The organism is Pseudomonas sp. JV449, assembly GCF_032424295.1.
Taxonomy (GTDB): domain Bacteria; phylum Pseudomonadota; class Gammaproteobacteria; order Pseudomonadales; family Pseudomonadaceae; genus Aquipseudomonas; species Aquipseudomonas marginalis.
The window spans coordinates 267,667-285,673 of sequence record NZ_VYKD01000003.1 but is presented as its reverse complement, the minus strand read 5'-3'; the positions used below and the strand labels follow the sequence as shown (position 1 = coordinate 285,673).

At 61.3% G+C, this 18,007-nt stretch carries 16 protein-coding genes; 12 read left to right on the top strand and 4 right to left on the bottom strand.

Annotation, left to right across the window (positions count from 1 at the left end; genetic code table 11):
• Window positions 1-26: 26 nt before the first annotated feature.
• The 3 genes from F6S08_RS02725 to rpmE form a co-directional block, all read right to left on the bottom strand.
• Window positions 27-1,295, bottom strand: a complete 1,269-nt coding sequence (locus tag F6S08_RS02725) for a malic enzyme-like NAD(P)-binding protein (RefSeq protein ID WP_027605010.1) — start codon at window positions 1,293-1,295, stop codon at window positions 27-29.
• A 181-nt stretch (window positions 1,296-1,476) separates the two neighbouring features.
• Entirely contained in the window at window positions 1,477-2,283 is an 807-nt protein-coding gene (locus F6S08_RS02720; protein ID WP_315871247.1) for a thermonuclease family protein, read from the bottom strand.
• A gap of 14 nt (window positions 2,284-2,297) precedes the next feature.
• On the bottom strand, window positions 2,298-2,531 hold the full coding sequence (rpmE, locus tag F6S08_RS02715) for a 50S ribosomal protein L31 (RefSeq protein WP_005784030.1): 234 nt from the start codon (window positions 2,529-2,531) through the stop codon (window positions 2,298-2,300).
• A gap of 230 nt (window positions 2,532-2,761) precedes the next feature.
• Here rpmE and F6S08_RS02710 point away from each other — a divergent pair, with 230 nt between their 5' ends.
• From F6S08_RS02710 to F6S08_RS02665, 10 genes are all read left to right on the top strand, one after another.
• A complete protein-coding gene (locus F6S08_RS02710) occupies window positions 2,762-4,981 on the top strand; it encodes a primosomal protein N' (RefSeq protein WP_315871246.1) in 2,220 nt (739 codons plus the stop codon).
• 110 nt (window positions 4,982-5,091) lie between these two features.
• Window positions 5,092-6,828: an arginine--tRNA ligase gene (gene argS, locus F6S08_RS02705; RefSeq protein WP_027605013.1), complete on the top strand. Its 1,737-nt coding sequence runs from the start codon at window positions 5,092-5,094 to the stop codon at window positions 6,826-6,828.
• 1 nt (window position 6,829) lies between these two features.
• Complete coding sequence (locus F6S08_RS02700; protein WP_027605014.1) at window positions 6,830-7,531, top strand: SPOR domain-containing protein; 702 nt, start codon at window positions 6,830-6,832, stop codon at window positions 7,529-7,531.
• Between the two features lie 258 nt (window positions 7,532-7,789).
• The gene (gene hslV / locus F6S08_RS02695) at window positions 7,790-8,320 is read left to right on the top strand and encodes an ATP-dependent protease subunit HslV (RefSeq protein WP_010563201.1); all 531 of its coding nucleotides are present in this window, start codon (window positions 7,790-7,792) and stop codon (window positions 8,318-8,320) included.
• A gap of 37 nt (window positions 8,321-8,357) precedes the next feature.
• Window positions 8,358-9,695: an ATP-dependent protease ATPase subunit HslU gene (hslU, locus tag F6S08_RS02690; protein ID WP_027605015.1), complete on the top strand. Its 1,338-nt coding sequence runs from the start codon at window positions 8,358-8,360 to the stop codon at window positions 9,693-9,695.
• Window positions 9,696-9,774: 79 nt separating this feature from the next.
• Window positions 9,775-10,152: a gamma-butyrobetaine hydroxylase-like domain-containing protein gene (locus F6S08_RS02685; protein ID WP_065925716.1), complete on the top strand. Its 378-nt coding sequence runs from the start codon at window positions 9,775-9,777 to the stop codon at window positions 10,150-10,152.
• A 249-nt stretch (window positions 10,153-10,401) separates the two neighbouring features.
• On the top strand, window positions 10,402-12,081 hold the full coding sequence (gene phaC / locus F6S08_RS02680) for a class II poly(R)-hydroxyalkanoic acid synthase (RefSeq protein ID WP_065925717.1): 1,680 nt from the start codon (window positions 10,402-10,404) through the stop codon (window positions 12,079-12,081).
• 135 nt (window positions 12,082-12,216) lie between these two features.
• Window positions 12,217-13,062: a poly(3-hydroxyalkanoate) depolymerase gene (phaZ, locus tag F6S08_RS02675; protein WP_027605018.1), complete on the top strand. Its 846-nt coding sequence runs from the start codon at window positions 12,217-12,219 to the stop codon at window positions 13,060-13,062.
• Window positions 13,063-13,150: 88 nt separating this feature from the next.
• Window positions 13,151-14,833 (top strand): class II poly(R)-hydroxyalkanoic acid synthase, encoded by a 1,683-nt coding sequence (gene phaC, locus F6S08_RS02670; RefSeq protein WP_065925718.1) that lies wholly within the window; start codon window positions 13,151-13,153, stop codon window positions 14,831-14,833.
• Window positions 14,834-14,860: 27 nt separating this feature from the next.
• Entirely contained in the window at window positions 14,861-15,481 is a 621-nt protein-coding gene (locus F6S08_RS02665) for a TetR/AcrR family transcriptional regulator (RefSeq protein ID WP_315871245.1), read from the top strand.
• 38 nt (window positions 15,482-15,519) lie between these two features.
• On the opposite strand, the gene F6S08_RS02660 is transcribed toward F6S08_RS02665, so the two are convergent.
• A complete protein-coding gene (locus F6S08_RS02660; RefSeq protein ID WP_065925846.1) occupies window positions 15,520-16,182 on the bottom strand; it encodes a response regulator transcription factor in 663 nt (220 codons plus the stop codon).
• 370 nt (window positions 16,183-16,552) lie between these two features.
• On the opposite strand from F6S08_RS02660, the gene F6S08_RS02655 reads away from it, so the two are divergent.
• Both F6S08_RS02655 and F6S08_RS02650 read left to right on the top strand, forming a co-directional pair.
• Window positions 16,553-17,134: a fimbrial protein gene (locus tag F6S08_RS02655; RefSeq protein WP_065925847.1), complete on the top strand. Its 582-nt coding sequence runs from the start codon at window positions 16,553-16,555 to the stop codon at window positions 17,132-17,134.
• Window positions 17,135-17,233: 99 nt separating this feature from the next.
• A complete protein-coding gene (locus F6S08_RS02650) occupies window positions 17,234-18,001 on the top strand; it encodes a molecular chaperone (RefSeq protein ID WP_315871244.1) in 768 nt (255 codons plus the stop codon).
• The last annotated feature ends 6 nt before the right edge of the window (window positions 18,002-18,007 follow it).

Here is an 18,007-nt window from a genome sequence, read left to right as displayed (position 1 = left end):
GCCGGGTTTTTTTATGGGTCTACGGCTTAGCCGTTGAACACATCATCCACGCTTTGCAGCGGGTAGTTTTTCGGATACGGCAGGGTGGCCACACCGGTCTCGATCGCGGCCTTGGCCACGGCATCGGAGATCAGGGTGATCAGGCGCTTATCCATTGGTTTCGGGATGATGTACTCACGACCGAATTCCAGCTTGGCGCCACCGTAGGCGTCGCACACATCCTGAGGCACCGGCAGCTTGGCCAGTTCACGCAGGGCGTTGGCGGCAGCCACTTTCATCTCTTCGTTGATGCGCTTGGCGCGAACGTCCAGGGCACCACGGAAGATGAACGGGAAGCCCAATACGTTGTTGACCTGGTTCGGGTAGTCCGAACGACCGGTGGCCATGATCACGTCGTCGCGGGTGGCGTGGGCCAGTTCCGGGGCGATTTCCGGATCAGGGTTGGAGCAGGCGAACACGATCGGGTTGGCCGCCATGGACTTCAGGCCTTCAGCGCTCAGCAGGTTCGGGCCGGACAGGCCGACGAACACGTCGGCACCGTTCAGGGCGTCAGCCAGGGTACGCTTGGAGGACGGGTGGGCAAACATCGCCTTGTACTGGTTCAGGTCGGTACGCTCGGACTGGATCACGCCCTTGCTGTCGACCATATAGATGTTTTCCAGCTTGGCGCCCATGCTGACGATCAGCTTCATGCAGGAGATGGCCGCAGCGCCGGCGCCCAGGCAGACGATCTTGGCGTCAGCCAGGGTCTTGCCGGCGATTTCCAGGGCGTTGATCATGCCGGCCGCGGTGACGATCGCGGTGCCGTGCTGGTCATCGTGGAATACCGGAATGTCGCACTGCTCGATCAGGGCCTTTTCGATCTCGAAGCACTCAGGTGCCTTGATGTCTTCCAGGTTGATGCCACCGAAGGTGATGGAGATGCGCTTGACCGTGTCGATGAAAGCCTGCGGGCTCTCGGAATCGACTTCGATATCGAAAACGTCGATGCCGGCGAAGCGCTTGAACAGCACGCCCTTACCTTCCATGACTGGCTTGGAGGCCAGTGGGCCGAGGTTACCCAGGCCGAGAATCGCGGTGCCATCGGAAATCACTGCAACCAGGTTGCCTTTGCCGGTGTACTTGTACGCCAGTTCGGGGTCGCGGGCGATTTCACGTACGGGCTCGGCCACGCCAGGGCTGTAGGCCAGCGACAGGTCGCGGGCGGTGGCGGTGGCTTTGGTGAGCTCTACACTCAGCTTTCCTGGACGAGGATGGGCATGATATTCGAGAGCGGCAGTTTTCAAATCAGACATATCGGCATTCCGCTTTTACTGTTGGTCGACGGACCGCCGAGGATACTCGTGTCGTAAAGTCCCTACAAGACTGGGCAGTCACAGGTGTCAAGGGCCCTGCACTAAGACTTTCGGCCAAGAGCCACAGGATACAAGGGCTCAACTGTTCACAATCGACCTAAAAAATGTCTACAATTTTTTCTCAGTGCGTCGATTTGAGCATGCTTGGATCGGTCAACGGCAGAAGCCAGCGCGCCTGACCTTTTTTCAGCCCGCCACGTCGCGAGCGATCCTGTACCCAGCCCCGCGCCTCAACAGTGCGGCCTTGCAGACCATTGAGCCCGACAGCGTCGAATTGACTGACCAGAGCAGGCGAGACACGTAATACCAATGATCCCTGCATTTCAATCCAGATACCGCCGCGATTGCGCTTTACCTGGCTGACCCGGCCACTGACCACGGCAAACCCGGAGCGCTTGAGCTGCGCCACAGACTGTATCGGCGATTGGCGCCACAGGCCCAGGCGCGCGCTACGGGCGCTGTTTTCAGCCGCCTGCTGACAGGCGACGAGATCGACATTCGGCGCCACGCCAACCTGGAACCCCAGGCCCTCGGCCAACAGTTGCGCCTCCAGGTTCTCGCCGTCGGCACCATAGAGGTGGGCCAGGGTGCGACCGTAATGATCCTTGCGCTCACGCCCCGGCACCAGGCCGACACGACCACCGCTGGCACCCACCAATGCCTGCAGGCGTTGACGCGCGGCGACCGCGAAAGGCTCGTCGGCGCGCCCCTTCTTGCCTGTTTCCGGGGCATTGATACCGATCATCCGCACACTGCGGCCATCCTTGAGGCGCACCGTGTCGCCATCCACCACCCGCTGCACTTCCACGCGGGCCAGGGCCGTCGGCGCCGGGCAGAATACCTCGGCCTGCACGGCCGTCACCCAAATTACAGGCACAAAAAAGGCGCCCGCAAGGGACGCCTTTTTCAACAGCTGGCAAAAGCCCATAAGGCTTTTGAGCCTTACTCTGCTGGAGTAGCAGCAGGCTTCTTGCCGAAAGCACCAAAGCGATCTGCGAAGCGCTGTACACGGCCGCCGGTGTCCAGAGTTTTCTGCTTACCGGTGTAGAACGGGTGGCACTCGTTGCATACGTCAGTACCCAGTGGCTTGCACAGGTTCGAGCGAGTTTCGAACTTGTTGCCGCAGCTGCAGGTCACTTCGATGGTTTCGTACGCTGGATGGATATCGGCTTTCATGGTGACTTCCTCGGGCTAGCGTGCCGCCACTCGACACTATTGTCGAATACCGCACGTAATTAGGCCGCGGATTCTACCAGACCTTTTTAAACGCGCAAGCGGCGACACCCATCGCGTGTCAACATAAAAGCACCTTTCATCAGAAAACTGGCGGCTACCCCAAGCCTCCCCCGGTCTGCTAGGCTCCCGCCCCTGCGCCACCGCCTGCCTTTATAGATGAGACCTCTCGCGTGCCCGACGCCATTTTGCGCCTAGCCCTGCCCTCGCCCCTGCGCCGCCTGTTCGACTACCGGGCCCCGGCCGGTGTGCTGCGTGCGCAGTTGCAGCCGGGCATGCGCGTGCGCGTGCCGTTTGGCCGTCGAGAGATGATCGGCATCCTGGTGGAAGTCGCCGACCACAGTGAAGTGCCGGCCGAGAAGCTCAAGCCGGCCATCGCCATGCTCGATGCCACGCCGCCGTTACCGCCCGCGCTGTTCAAGCTGTGCCTGTGGACCGCCCAGTATTACCAGCACAGCCTCGGTGACACGTTGAGCTGGGCACTGCCGGTGCTGTTGCGCCAGGGTGAACTGGCCGAAACGCGCCAGGAACGCTTCTGGTCGACGGTGCCCGGCGCACGCCTCGACGACCCACGCATCGCCCGCGCCCCGCGCCAGCGTGAAGCCCTGGCAACCCTGGCCCAGCACCCCCATGGCGTCGCCCATCAGCTATTGAGCAAGCTGATGCTGAGCAAGGACAGCCTCGACCTGTTGCTGGCCAAGGGCTTGGTGCAGGTGGAAATCCGCAGGCACGCCCCCGACCCGCGCCACGAACACTGGCTGGCCCAGCCCGAACTGCCGCTGAACCCTGAACAACGCGCCGCCTATGAAGCGATTCGCGCAGGTTTCGACAGCTTCCATGCGTTCCTGCTGGCGGGCGTCACCGGCAGCGGCAAGACCGAAGTCTATTTGCAGCTGATCCGCGAAACCCTGCAGGCCGGCAAACAGGCACTGGTGCTGATCCCCGAGATCAACCTGGGCCCGCAGACCCTGGCGCGCTTCGAACAGCGTTTCAATGCGCGCATCGCCCTGGTGCATTCGGCGGTCAATGACCGTGAGCGCCTGGAGTCGTGGCTGGCGGCGCGGGATGGCGAAGCCGACATTATTATCGGCACCCGCTCGGCGCTGTTCACGCCGATGAAAAACCCCGGGCTGATCATCATCGACGAGGAACACGACGGCTCCTATAAGCAACAGGAAGGCCTGCGCTACCACGCCCGCGACCTGGCGCTGGTGCGCGCACGCCAGGAAGACATCCCGATTGTGCTGGGCTCGGCCACACCCTCCCTGGAAAGCCTGCACAATGCCTACACCGGTCGTTACGGGCTGCTGCGCCTGAACGAGCGCGCCGGCGGCGCCAAGCAACCCCGTTTCCTGCGCCTGGACGTAAAAAGCCGGCCGCTGGACAGCGGCATTTCCGGGCCGATGCAACAAGCCATCGGCCAGACCCTGGCGGCCGGCCAGCAGGTCTTGGTGTTTCTCAACCGCCGAGGCTTTGCACCGACGCTGCTGTGCCATGACTGCGGCTGGATGTCCGAGTGCGAGCGTTGCGATGCGCGCATGACCGTGCACCAGCGCCATGGCGAACTACGTTGCCACCATTGCGGCCATGTGGAACGTGTACCGCGCCATTGCCCGCAGTGCGGCAAGGTCGACCTGCGCCCGGTGGGTGCAGGCACCGAGCGCGCCGAGGAGCGCCTGGGGATTCTGTTCCCGGACTACCCGGTTTTGCGGGTCGACCGCGACAGCACCTCGCGCAAGGACGCGATGAACCAACTGTTCGCCACCATCCAGAAGGGCCAGCCGTGCATCCTCGTGGGTACACAGATGCTCGCCAAAGGGCACCACTTCCCACGGGTGACCCTGGTGTCGATCCTGGATGCCGACGGCGGCCTGTTCTCCGGCGACTTCCGCGCCAGCGAGCGCATGGCGCAGTTGATCGTGCAGGTCGCCGGCCGCGCCGGGCGTGCCGAAGAGCCGGGCAAGGTGATTATCCAGACCCACCTGGCCGACCATCCGCTGCTGATTCAACTGACCGAACAAGGCTACTTTGCCTTCGCCGAACAGGCGCTGAGCGAACGTCGCTCCGCCGGCCTGCCGCCCTTTGCGCACCTGGCGCTGTTGCGCGCCGAAGCCCATAAACCAGGGCAGGCCGAGGGTTTTCTGGATGAAGCCTGCAGCGCCGCCGAACGCTTGCTCGGCGAGCTGGGGCTGAGCGGCATCGAACTGCTCGGACCGGTACCCGCGCCCATGGAGCGTCGTGCCGGGCGTTATCGTGCCCAGCTACTCTTGCAGGCCACGTCCCGCGCAACGTTGCATCGGCTATTAAGTAGCTGGTTACTTGCGCTGGAGCAAATGCCCAGTGGCCGCCAGGTGCGATGGTCGTTGGATGTAGACCCGGTAGATTTGTATTAAGCCTGGCCATAGGTCCCGCGAAGGTTGGCAAGCCCGCCCTCGCCACGGATAATGCCCAGTTTTTCCACCTGCGCATCGCGCGCCGCCGCTTGCGGTCGAAAGAGAACACCATGAAAGACACCATTCGCCAGCTGATCCAACAAGCCCTCACCCAACTCGTCAACGAAGGTGTGTTGCCTGAAGGCCTGACGCCGGCGATCCAGGTGGAAAACACCCGCGACAAGACCCACGGCGACTTCGCCAGCAACATCGCGATGATGCTGTCCAAGCCGGCCGGCATGAAACCGCGCGACCTGGCGGAAAAAATCATCGCCGCGCTGCCTGCCGACGAGAGCGTTACCAAGGCCGAAATCGCCGGCCCGGGCTTTATCAACTTCTTCCAGAACACCCAGGCCCTGGCTTCACGCCTGGATGCGGCACTGGCCGACGCCAGGATCGGCGTACGCAAGGCCGGCCCGGCTCAGCGCGTGGCCATCGACCTGTCGGCACCCAACCTGGCCAAGGAGATGCATGTCGGTCACCTGCGCTCGACCATCATCGGCGACGGCGTGGCCCGGGTACTGGAGTTTCTCGGCGACACCGTGATCCGCCAGAACCACGTGGGCGACTGGGGCACCCAGTTCGGCATGCTGATGGCCTACCTGCAGGAAAACCCGATCACCAGCAACGAGCTGTCGGACCTGGAGAACTTCTACCGCGCCGCCAAGAAGCGTTTCGACGAATCCGAAGAGTTCGCCGACCGCGCGCGCGGCCTGGTGGTCAAGCTGCAAGCCGGCGACAAGGAATGCCTGGAACTGTGGGGCCGCTTCCGCGAGATCTCGCTGTCCCACTGCCAGGAAATCTACGAACTGCTCAACGTCAAGCTGACCATGGCCGATGTAATGGGCGAAAGCGCCTACAACGACGACCTGATCAACGTGGTCAACGACCTCAAGGCCAAGGGCCTGTTGGTGGAGAGCAACGGCGCGCAGTGCGTGTTCCTCGAAGAATTCAAGACCGCCGACGGCGAGCCGCTGCCGGTGATCATCGTCAAGGCCGATGGCGGCTACCTCTACGCCACCACCGACCTCGCGGCCGTGCGCTACCGTAGTGGCGTGCTCAAGGCCGACCGTGCGCTGTATTTCGTCGACCAGCGCCAGGCCCTGCACTTCCAACAGGTGTTCGAAGTGGCACGTCGCGCCGGTTTCGTCACCCATCCGATGCACATGGAGCACATGGGCTTCGGCACCATGAACGGCGCCGATGGCCGCCCGTTCAAGACCCGCGACGGCGGCACCGTCAAGCTGATCGACCTGCTCAACGAAGCCCAGGACCGCGCCTACAACCTGGTGAAGGAAAAGAACCCGGAGTTGGCGGAGGCCGACCTGCGCAATATTGCCCGCGTGGTGGGTATTGGCGCGGTGAAATACGCCGACCTGTCCAAGCACCGCACCAGCGACTACAGCTTCAACTTCGAACTGATGCTCAACTTCGAGGGCAACACCGCGCCGTACCTGCTGTACGCCTACACCCGCGTGGCCGGTGTGTTCCGAAAGCTGGGCAAGGACTTCAGCGAAGTCGAAGGCCGGATCGTGCTGGACGCGCCCCATGAACAGGAGCTGGCCGCCAAGCTCGCGCAGTTCGGCGAAGTGCTGAACAGCGTCGGCGAGAAAGGCACGCCGCATATCCTGTGCACCTACCTGTACGAAGTCGCCGGGTTGTTCTCCAGCTTCTACGAGAACTGCCCGATCCTCACCGCCGACGACGAAGCCCAGAAGCAAAGTCGCCTGCGCCTCGCCGCACTGGCTGGACGGACCCTCAAGCAAGGCCTGGAACTGTTGGGCCTGGAAACTCTGGAGCGTATGTAAGTTGGCTGCCAAGAAAAAACCTGCACCCAAGCGCGGCGCCAGCCGCTACCAGGCCCCGGCGAAGAAGCCGATCCCGGGTTGGTTGTGGATGGCGATCGGCCTTACGGTCGGCGCGTTCATTGTGTTCCTGATGAAGCTGGACCCAGGCCAGGGCGATGACGTCAAACGGGTCAAGCAGGAACAGCAGAAGGCCACGAAAATGGCTGAAGCCAACAAGACTGCGCCGAGCCCGACGGCACCGGTAAAGCCGAAGTACGATTTCTATACGCTGCTGCCGGAATCGGAAGTCATCGTGCCGCCTGACGCCGTGCCGGAGAAAACCCTGCCGACGCCGCAAGTGCCGACCACCCCGGTAACCCCTGCGGAAGCGGCGAAAATCGACACGGCGCGGGCCCAGGCGGCGTTGGCCGGGATTACTCCGCCGCCAGCACCACCGGTTGCCGAAACCAAGGCCGCGCCGGTGACCAAGTTCTTCCTGCAGGCGGGCTCGTTCCCGAAGCAGGCGGATGCGGATCGTGTGCGTGCGCAGATCATTCTGCTGGGCCAGACGGTGACGGTGGAGTCCGGCACGGTGAAGGACGCAACCTGGTATCGCGTGCTGGTGGGGCCGTTCAGCAACCGCGAACAGCTGACCGTGGCGCAGAAGCAATTGGCCGGCGCCGGGTTTAGCAACCTGTTGTTACAACAGCGCCAGAGCCGCTGATTCAAACTCAACACCGATCAAAATGTGGGAGGGGGCTTGCCCCCGATAGCGGTGTATCAGTCACCGAAAATATTGACTGATCTACCGCCATCGGGAGCAAGCCCCCTCCCACATTTGGTTTTGCAGCGCCCTGAAATGTGTGTCAGACCGATAAACACCACTCGTCCGCCTTAAACCCCCACGGTTGAAATCCCCCCCGCCACCCCCATATGAGTTTCCATCAGGGCATTTTCGCCCCGCTGCGTGGAGACTCTCCCCTTGACCACCATCGTTTCAGTACGTCGCCACGGCAAAGTCGTCATGGGCGGCGACGGCCAGGTTTCCCTGGGCAATACCGTGATGAAAGGCAACGCCAAGAAAGTCCGTCGCCTGTACCACGGCCAGGTCCTCGCCGGGTTTGCCGGTGCCACCGCCGACGCCTTCACCCTCTTCGAGCGTTTCGAAGGCCAGCTGGAAAAACACCAGGGCCACCTCGTACGCGCCGCGGTCGAACTCGCCAAGGAATGGCGCACCGACCGCTCCCTCAGCCGCCTGGAAGCCATGCTGGCCGTCGCCAACAAAGATGCGTCCCTGATCATCACCGGTAACGGCGATGTGGTTGAGCCTGAACATGGCCTGATCGCCATGGGCTCCGGCGGTGGTTATGCACAAGCCGCAGCCAGCGCACTGTTGAAGAAAACCGACCTGTCGGCCCGCGAAATCGTCGAGACTGCCCTGGGCATCGCCGGCGACATCTGCGTGTTCACCAACCACAACTTCACCATTGAGGAGCAGGACCTCGCCGAGTAAGCCGTAGGCTTATTCCCGCTTGAGGCCGCCAAACACTATGTCCATGACTCCCCGCGAAATCGTCCATGAACTCAATCGCCATATCATCGGCCAGGACGATGCCAAGCGCGCGGTTGCCATCGCGCTGCGTAACCGCTGGCGCCGGATGCAACTGCCCGAAGAATTGCGCGTTGAAGTAACACCGAAGAACATCCTGATGATCGGCCCGACCGGCGTCGGTAAAACCGAGATCGCGCGACGCCTGGCCAAGCTGGCCAACGCGCCGTTCATCAAGGTCGAAGCGACCAAGTTCACCGAAGTCGGCTATGTGGGCCGCGATGTCGAGTCGATCATTCGTGATCTGGCCGACGCTGCCCTGAAGCTGCTGCGCGAGCAGGAAATGACCAAGGTCAGCCACCGCGCCGAAGACGCCGCCGAAGAACGCATCCTCGACGCCCTGCTGCCACCGGCGCGCATGGGCTTCAACGAAGACGCCGCACCGGCCTCGGATTCCAACACCCGCCAGCTGTTCCGCAAGCGCCTGCGTGAAGGCCAGCTGGATGACAAGGAAATCGAGATCGAAGTCGCTGAAGTCTCTGGCGTCGACATTTCCGCACCGCCTGGCATGGAAGAAATGACCAGCCAGTTGCAGAACCTGTTCGCCAACATGGGCAAGGGCAAGAAGAAAAGCCGCAAGCTCAAGGTCAAGGACGCGCTGAAGCTGGTGCGCGATGAAGAAGCCGGACGCCTGGTCAACGACGAAGAGCTCAAGGCCAAGGCCCTGGAAGCCGTTGAGCAGCATGGCATCGTGTTTATCGACGAGATCGACAAGGTCGCCAAGCGCGGCAACTCCGGCGGCGTCGATGTATCCCGCGAAGGTGTGCAGCGCGACCTGCTGCCGCTGATCGAAGGCTGCACCGTCAATACCAAGCTGGGCATGGTCAAGACCGACCACATCCTGTTTATCGCTTCGGGTGCGTTCCACCTGAGCAAGCCAAGCGACCTGGTGCCCGAGCTGCAAGGCCGCCTGCCGATTCGCGTAGAGCTCAAGGCGCTGACCCCCGGCGACTTCGAGCGCATCCTCAGCGAACCCCATGCGTCGCTCACCGAGCAGTACCGTGAGCTGCTGAAAACCGAAGGGCTGGGCATCGAGTTCCTGCCGGACGGCATCAAGCGCCTGGCGGAGATTGCCTGGCAGGTCAACGAGAAGACCGAGAACATCGGTGCGCGCCGCCTGCACACCTTGCTTGAGCGCCTGCTTGAGGAAGTGTCCTTCAGCGCCGGCGACATGGCCGGGGCGCAGAATGGCGTAGCGATCAAGATCGACGCCGACTACGTCAACAGCCACCTGGGTGAATTGGCGCAGAACGAGGACTTGTCACGGTACATTCTGTAAGCCGCAAGCTGTAAGCTACAAGCCGCAAGTTGAGCACATTCAACTCGCAGCTTGTAGCTTGCAGCCAAAGGTGTCCCCAATGCCGAAATTCCCCACCGCTGTTAATTTGCACAAAACCTCCAACACCCTCGGCCTCACCTATGGGCCCGACGAGGTCTACCAGTTGCCCGCCGAACTGCTGCGGGTGCATTCGCCTTCCGCCGAGGTCCAGGGCCACGGCAAACCCATCCTGCAATTCGGCAAGCTCAACGTGCGCCTGACCAAGATCGAACCGGCCGGCCAGTACGCACTGAAATTGACCTTCGACGATGGCCATGACAGCGGACTGTTCACCTGGGACTACCTCTACCAATTGGCCGTGCGTCAGGACGCGTTGTGGGCCGATTATCTTGCCGAGCTCAAGGCAGCCGGCAAAACCCGCGATCCGAGCGAGTCGGTCGTGCGGCTGATGCTCTAGTCCAGGCTTCTTGCTCTTTAGAGGGCATTTTCTAATTTCATCTGCTTGAATGCCCTGTCGCGTGGCCAACGATTGGCCCGCTTGCGAAAAAAATTAAACTCGGGTAACCAATGGAACTGGCAAGTTCCCTGCATTTGACGATGCGGTATCAACGGTCACCCGAGTCGCAGTACCTGGCTTGTGTTGTGTATCGAAACCTGGTGCGCAGCGGTACCCGGTACTCGTCTTTCGGACAATGGAGCGTCGTAGATGAGTAACAAGAACAACGATGACTTGAAACGCCAGGCCTCGGAAAACACCCTGGGGCTTAACCCGATCATCGCGTTACGTAAAAAGGATTTACTGGCCTCGGCCAAGATGGTGCTGACCCAAGCCATCAAGCAACCGTTGCACAGCGTCAAGCACGTCGCCCACTTTGGCGTTGAATTGAAGAACGTGATGTTCGGCAAATCGCAGCTGCAACCCGAAAGCGATGACCGTCGCTTTCACGACCCAGCCTGGAGCCAGAACCCGCTCTACAAACGCTACCTGCAAACCTACCTGGCGTGGCGCAAGGAACTGCACGACTGGATCGGCGACAGTAACCTGTCGGACCAGGACATCAGCCGCGGCCACTTCGTGATCAACCTGATGACCGAAGCCATGGCTCCTACCAACAGCGCGGCCAACCCGGCGGCGGTCAAACGCTTCTTTGAAACCGGCGGCAAGAGCCTGCTCGACGGCCTGTCGCACCTGGCCAAGGACATGGTGCACAACGGCGGCATGCCGAGCCAGGTCAACATGGGCGCGTTCGAAGTGGGCAAGACCCTGGGCATCACCGAAGGGGCGGTGGTATTTCGCAACGACGTGCTGGAGCTGATCCAGTACAAGCCGATCACCGAACAGGTGCACGAACGCCCGTTGCTGGTGGTACCGCCGCAGATCAACAAATTCTATGTATTCGACCTGAGCCCGGAAAAGAGCCTGGCGCGCTTCTGCCTGCGCAATGGGCAGCAGACCTTTATCGTCAGTTGGCGCAACCCGACCAAGGCCCAGCGCGAATGGGGCCTGTCGACCTATATCGAAGCGCTCAAGGAAGCGGTCGATGTAGTCACGGCAATCACCGGAAGCAAGGATATCAACATGCTCGGCGCCTGCTCCGGCGGAATCACCTGCACCGCCCTGCTGGGCCACTACGCGGCGCTGGGTGAGAAGAAGGTCAACGCCCTGACCCTGCTGGTGAGTGTGCTGGACACCACCCTGGACACCCAGGTGGCGCTGTTCGTGGATGAGCAGACCCTGGAAGCGGCCAAGCGCCACTCCTACCAGGCCGGCGTGCTGGAAGGCCGCGACATGGCCAAGGTGTTTGCCTGGATGCGTCCCAACGACCTGATCTGGAACTACTGGGTGAACAACTACCTGCTGGGCAATGAGCCGCCGGTGTTCGACATCCTGTTCTGGAACAACGACACCACGCGCTTACCGGCGGCGTTCCATGGCGACCTGATCGAACTGTTCAAAAACAACCCGCTCGTGCGCGCCAATGCCCTGGAAGTGTGCGGCACGCCGATCGACCTCAAGCAGGTCACGGCCGACATCTATTCACTGGCCGGCACCAACGACCACATCACCCCCTGGCAGTCGTGCTACAAGTCGGCACAGCTGTTTGGTGGCAAAGTGGAATTCGTGCTGTCGAGCAGCGGGCATATCCAGAGCATCCTCAACCCGCCCGGTAACCCCAAGGCGCGCTACCAGACCAGCGACAGCCTGGCGGGCAAGCCACTGGAGTGGCAGGAGAATGCGACCAAGCACACTGATTCGTGGTGGTTGCATTGGCAGGTGTGGCAAGCGGAACGGGCGGGCAAGCTGAAGAAGGCACCGACGGTATTAGGCAACAAGACGTACGCCGCAGCCGAAGCGGCGCCGGGTACCTATGTGCATGAACGCTAGTCCTGTAGGAGCGAGCTTGCTCGCGAAAGGCTCAAGATCAACACGGGACATCAGCTATCCCGCGTTATCGTTGACGACCTTCGCGAGCAAGCTCGCTCCTACAAGGGATTGAAGTACCTATCGAAGGGTTCCCCCATGCCGCAACCGTTCATCTTCCGTACCATCGACCTGGATGGCCAGACCATCCGCACGGCGGTACGCCCGGGCAAGCCCCACTTGACGCCGTTGCTGATCTTCAACGGCATCGGCGCCAACCTTGAGCTGGTGTTTCCGTTCGTCCAGGCTCTGGACCCGGACCTGGAAGTGATCGCCTTCGATGTGCCGGGCGTGGGTGGCTCCTCGACGCCCAACCGACCCTATCGATTTCCCGGCCTGGCCAAGCTCACCGCACGCATGCTGGACTACCTGGACTATGGCCAGGTGAATGCGGTGGGCGTGTCCTGGGGTGGCGCGTTGGCGCAGCAGTTTGCCTATGACTACCCGGAGCGCTGCAAGAAGCTGATCCTGGCGGCGACCGCTGCCGGGGCCTTTATGGTGCCGGGCAAGCCGAAGGTGCTGTGGCTGATGGCGAGCCCCCGGCGTTATATCCAGCCGTCCCACGTGGTGCGCATTGCACCGATGATTTATGGCGGTTCGTTCCGCCGCGATTCGAAACTGGCCGCCGAGCACGCGAGCAAAGTGCGCTCGGCCGGCAAGCTGGGCTACTACTGGCAACTGTTCGCGGGGTTGGGCTGGACCAGCATCCACTGGCTGCACAAGATCCGCCAGCCCACCCTGGTGCTGGCCGGGGACGACGACCCGCTGATCCCGCTGGTCAACATGCGCATGCTGGCCTGGCGCATTCCCAACGCACAGTTGCACATCATCGATGACGGCCACCTGTTCCTGATCACCCGGGCTGAAGCCGTGGCGCCGATCATCATGAAGTTTCTCGAGGAGGAGCGCATGCGGGCCGTGATTCACCCGCGACCAGCGGTGTAAGGAGCACACCGCCGCGCAACTTGCCGAGAACCGACTATGGTTCTGAATTGGCGTGCCTGTTGATGGCTTGACGAAGGAGTGTTGGCTCATGCGAGAAAGACCCGTGACGAACCCGGCGCCCACCCCTGCCGCGTTCATCAACGCACAAAACGCGATCACCGGCCTGCGCGGTCGGGATTTGCTGTCGACCTTGCGCAGCGTTGCCGCCCACGGCTGGCGCAACCCGGTGCATACCGCCCGTCACGCCCTGGCCCTGGGCAGTCAACTGGGTCGTGTGCTGCTGGGTGAGACCGTGCACGAGCCCAACCCACGGGACAGCCGCTTCAGCGACCCGACCTGGACGCTCAACCCGTTCTACCGACGCAGCCTGCAAGCCTATTTGAGCTGGCAGAAGCAGACCCGCCAGTGGATCGATGACAGCTCACTGAGCGCCGACGACCGCGCCCGCGCACACTTTGCCTTCGCCTTGATCAACGACGCCGTGTCGCCCTCCAACACCCTGCTCAACCCGCTGGCCGTCAAGGAGCTGCTCAACTCCGGCGGCAACAGTGTGGTGCGCGGCGTGAGCAACCTGTTCGACGACCTGCTGCACAACAACGGCCTGCCGCGCCAGGTGAGCAAACAGGCCTTTGAAGTCGGCAAGACCGTGGCCACCACCCCAGGCTCGGTGGTATTTCGCAATGAGCTGCTGGAGTTGATCCAATACAAGCCCATGAGCGAAAAACAGTACGCCAGGCCGCTGCTGATCGTGCCGCCGCAAATCAACAAGTACTACATCTTCGACCTGAGCCCGGCCAATAGCTTCGTGCAGTACGCCCTCAAGAACGGCCTGCAGACCTTCATGGTCAGCTGGCGCAACCCGGATGTACGCCACCGCGAATGGGGCCTGTCCACCTATGTGGCGGCGCTGGAGGAAGCGCTCAATGTCTGTCGGGCCATCACCGGCGCCCGCGAGGTCAACCTGATGGGCGCCTGCGCCGGTGGCCTGACCATCGCCGCCCTGCAAGGCCACTTGCAAGCCAAGCGCCAGCTGCGTCGTATCTCCAGCGCCAGCTACCTGGTGAGCCTGCTGGACAGCCAGATCGACAGCCCCGCCATGCTGTTCGCCGATGAGCAAACCCTCGAGGCGGCCAAGCGTCGTTCCTACCAGCAAGGAGTGCTGGACGGCCGCGACATGGCCAAGGTGTTCGCCTGGATGCGCCCCAACGACCTGATCTGGAACTACTGGATCAACAATTACCTGCTGGGCAAGAAACCGCCGGCCTTCGACATTTTGTACTGGAACAACGACAACACGCGCCTGCCCGCCGCACTGCATGGCGACCTGCTCGATTTCTTCAAGCACAACCCGCTGAGCCATCCCGGCGGCCTGGAAGTGTGCGGCACGCCCATCGACCTGCAGAAGGTCACGGTGGACAGCTTCAGCGTGGCCGGGATCAACGACCACATCACGCCGTGGGACGCGGTGTATCGCTCCACGCAATTGCTGGGTGGCGAGCGGCGCTTCGTGCTGTCCAACAGCGGGCATATCCAGAGCATCCTCAACCCGCCGGGCAACCCCAAGGCCAACTACGTCGAAAACCCCAAGCTGAGCAGCGACCCGCGTGCCTGGTACTACGACGCCAACCACGTCGAGGGCAGTTGGTGGCCGCAGTGGCTGGCGTGGATCCAGCAGCGCTCGGGCGTACAGCGCGAAACCCTCACCGCCCTGGGCAACCAGAACTATCCACCGATGGAAGCGGCGCCCGGCACCTACGTGCGAGTGCGCTGAGCTCAACGATCAGATTAAGAAGACTGGATGAAGACCCGCGACCGTATCCTTGAATGTGCCTTGCAGTTGTTCAACCAGAAGGGCGAGCCGAACGTGTCGACCATGGAGGTGGCCAATGAAATGGGGATCAGCCCCGGCAACCTCTACTACCACTTCCATGGCAAGGAGCCACTGGTGCTCGGGCTGTTCGAGCGCTTCCAGGGCGAATTGGCGCCGCTGCTCGACCCGCCGGCGGACGCGCAACTGCAGGCCCAGGATTACTGGCTGTTCCTGCACCTGATCGTCGAACGCATGGCCCAATACCGGTTTTTGTTCCAGGACCTGTCGAACCTGGCGGGGCGCCTGCCGAAACTGGCCAAGGGCATTCGCAACCTGCTGACCGCACTCAAGCGCACCCTCGCGTCCTTGCTGGCGCGCCTGAAGGCGGACGGGCAACTGGTCAGTGACACCCAGGCGCTGGGCCAGTTGGTGGAGCAGATCACCATGACTCTGCTGTTCTCCCTGGACTACCAACGCATTCTCGACCGTAAGGGCGAGGTGCGGGTGGTGGTGTATCAGGTCATGATGCTGGTGGCGCCGCATCTGCTACCTGCGGCGCGGCAGGCCACGGAGCGATTGGCGCTGCGCTATCTGGACGATCATGTTTAAGCATTATCCGAAAACCTGCGGCTGACATTTGAGCCGAATCAATCAAACTCCCCGAATTGCTGGGTAAACTTGAACAACTCACTGTCATTCTTGATTCCCAATTTTCTATAAGCCGATTGTTTCTGCGTACTGATCGTACTCGCACTGCGTGAGAACTTTGCGGCAATCGAATTCACCGACATTCCATCCAGAAAACACCGCAGCACCTCCTGTTCTTTAGGCGTAAGACAGGCGTGCAAGCGCAACGGCGTTGCATAGTCCATTTTCGACTTCATACTCACGACTTCCAGCATTGACTGCATGCCCTGCAAAGCAGGCACCATGCAAGGCTGCAGATAAATTCGACCTTGGGCGACGGTTCGAATAGCCGTGATCAACTCCGTCAGGTTCTGGGTTTTACCCAGGATTCCCCAACAGCCAGCCTTCAGCGACAGTGATACGGTAGCGGGCGTGTAATGCGAACAGACAATCAACGGCCGGCACTGGCTGAAGCGCCGGTTCAGCGCTTGTATAAGACTCAGGCCATCGTTGTCCGAAGGGGCCAGGATGAAGTCCATTACCACCACATCCGCCGGACGCCGCGCAAGGGCTTCCAGTAATTCCTTGGCCGTCCCGAAAGAGCCGACCACATGGAGGTCGGCCTCGTTGCTCAACCCCAACTCGATCCCCTGCCGAAGCATCGCATGGTCATCTAGCAGCATGACGGTATACGTGGTGGATATTGAAGTAGGCATAAATAAACCCGCATAAGTAAATACAACACCGCAACATTATTCGCTGCTGCGAGCACGGTATACCCTGCCCCATCAAGGGATCAACATAGCGGGGCAATAAGCGTTACCCCTTCAGCAACATCCTACAGATAATTCCCAGTACTACAGACAATTCCTAAGTTAACTCGATTATTTTTCGAACTATCACGAGATAAAACTCGCCACTTCGCTATAGATGCCATCTGGCACTGCACGCCAAATTATATAACCGCCATTAGAGACTAGTTCGAAACGAACTACAGGTGCTGCTTTTTACCTGTGGCGGCTCTCGTTTATTAAAATCACGACCGGAATCATCATGAAATTTACCGCTATCTCCACCGCTGCAACACTGCTTGCCCTGACGGCTGCGTTATCACGGCCCGCATTCGCCACCAACGACGGGGTCATCAACTTCACGGGGTTGGTGACCGATGTGACCTGCACCGTCGAGGGTGCCGCACCTGGCACAGGCGCAGTGGTCAAGGACGTCAACCTGGGCGGCGTCTCTGCTTCACGCCTGGCAACCGCTGGCAGTCGCGCCAACCTCACCGGTTTCACCATTCGCATTGGCGGGCCCGGCGAAGGCAGTTGCACCAACGGCCGCACGGCCATGGTGGCTTTCGACCCAACCAGCCCAGCCATTGACGTCGCTACCGGCCGCTTGAACATCGACGGCTACGACGACCCTTCCGACACCACCAACGCCAAGAACGTACAGGTCGAAGTCACTAACCGCGACGGCTCCCCGATCAACGTCTACACCGAAAAATCCGAGGGCGTTGTGATCGCCGATAACCAGGCCATTATCCCGCTGGCAGCCCAAATGTACGCCAGCGGCGCCGCAACCGAAGGCACGGTGAAAACACGCGTCGGCTTCCTGGTCGAATACGCCGAGTAAGGGATAACACGTCTGCACACGCAGACCTCGAAGCCCAGGACCTGCAACTGCGTTGCGGGTCCGCCCCCAGACTCGAAGAGACTTCAAATGATTAAAAGAATGGCCCGCCGTGCTCTCGCCACCTGTGCCCTCGGGCTGCTGTCGCTGCACGCGCTCAACGCCCATGCCGGCATCATTATCCATGGCACACGCGTGATCTACCCCGCTGAGCAGCAGGAGGTCGTTGTGCGCCTGGAGAATAAAGCCGATCGTCCGGCATTGGTACAGACCTGGCTGGATACGGGCGACCGAAACTCGACACCAGCGACTGCGCGGACTCCGTTCACCCTCTCACCGCCGATGTTTCGCATCGAACCGCACCAACAACAGGCATTGCGCCTGCGTTATTCCGGCGCCCCGTTGCCTACTGATCGCGAAAGCCTGTTCTGGTTGAACATATTCGAAGTGCCGCCGACTTCCGCCGACGCCGCGCAAAACAACCAGATCGAATTGTCGTTTCGCACTCGCTTGCGGGTCTTCCTGCGCCCACAAGGATTGCCATACCCCGTCAGCAGCGCGGCAACCAAACTGCAGTGGAAACTGGTCCCCCATAACCATGGGTTCGCCCTGCAAGCGACCAACCCCACGCCCTACCATATTTCGCTGGCATCGGTCGCGTTGCTGAGCGAAGGCAAACGGTTCAACAAGGCGCCGAGCCAGGCGGCCAATGACGGTCTGTTATTGCCGGCCGGAGACATGAAACTGTTTGCATTGCCCCAGTTGCGTATTCGTCCCAACGGCAACCCCCAGGTCGAGTTCGTTTCCGTCAGCGATTTTGGCGCCCGCGTGCAGCACACGGCGGCTGTCACCCTTTCGTCCGCAGGATAACCCGCA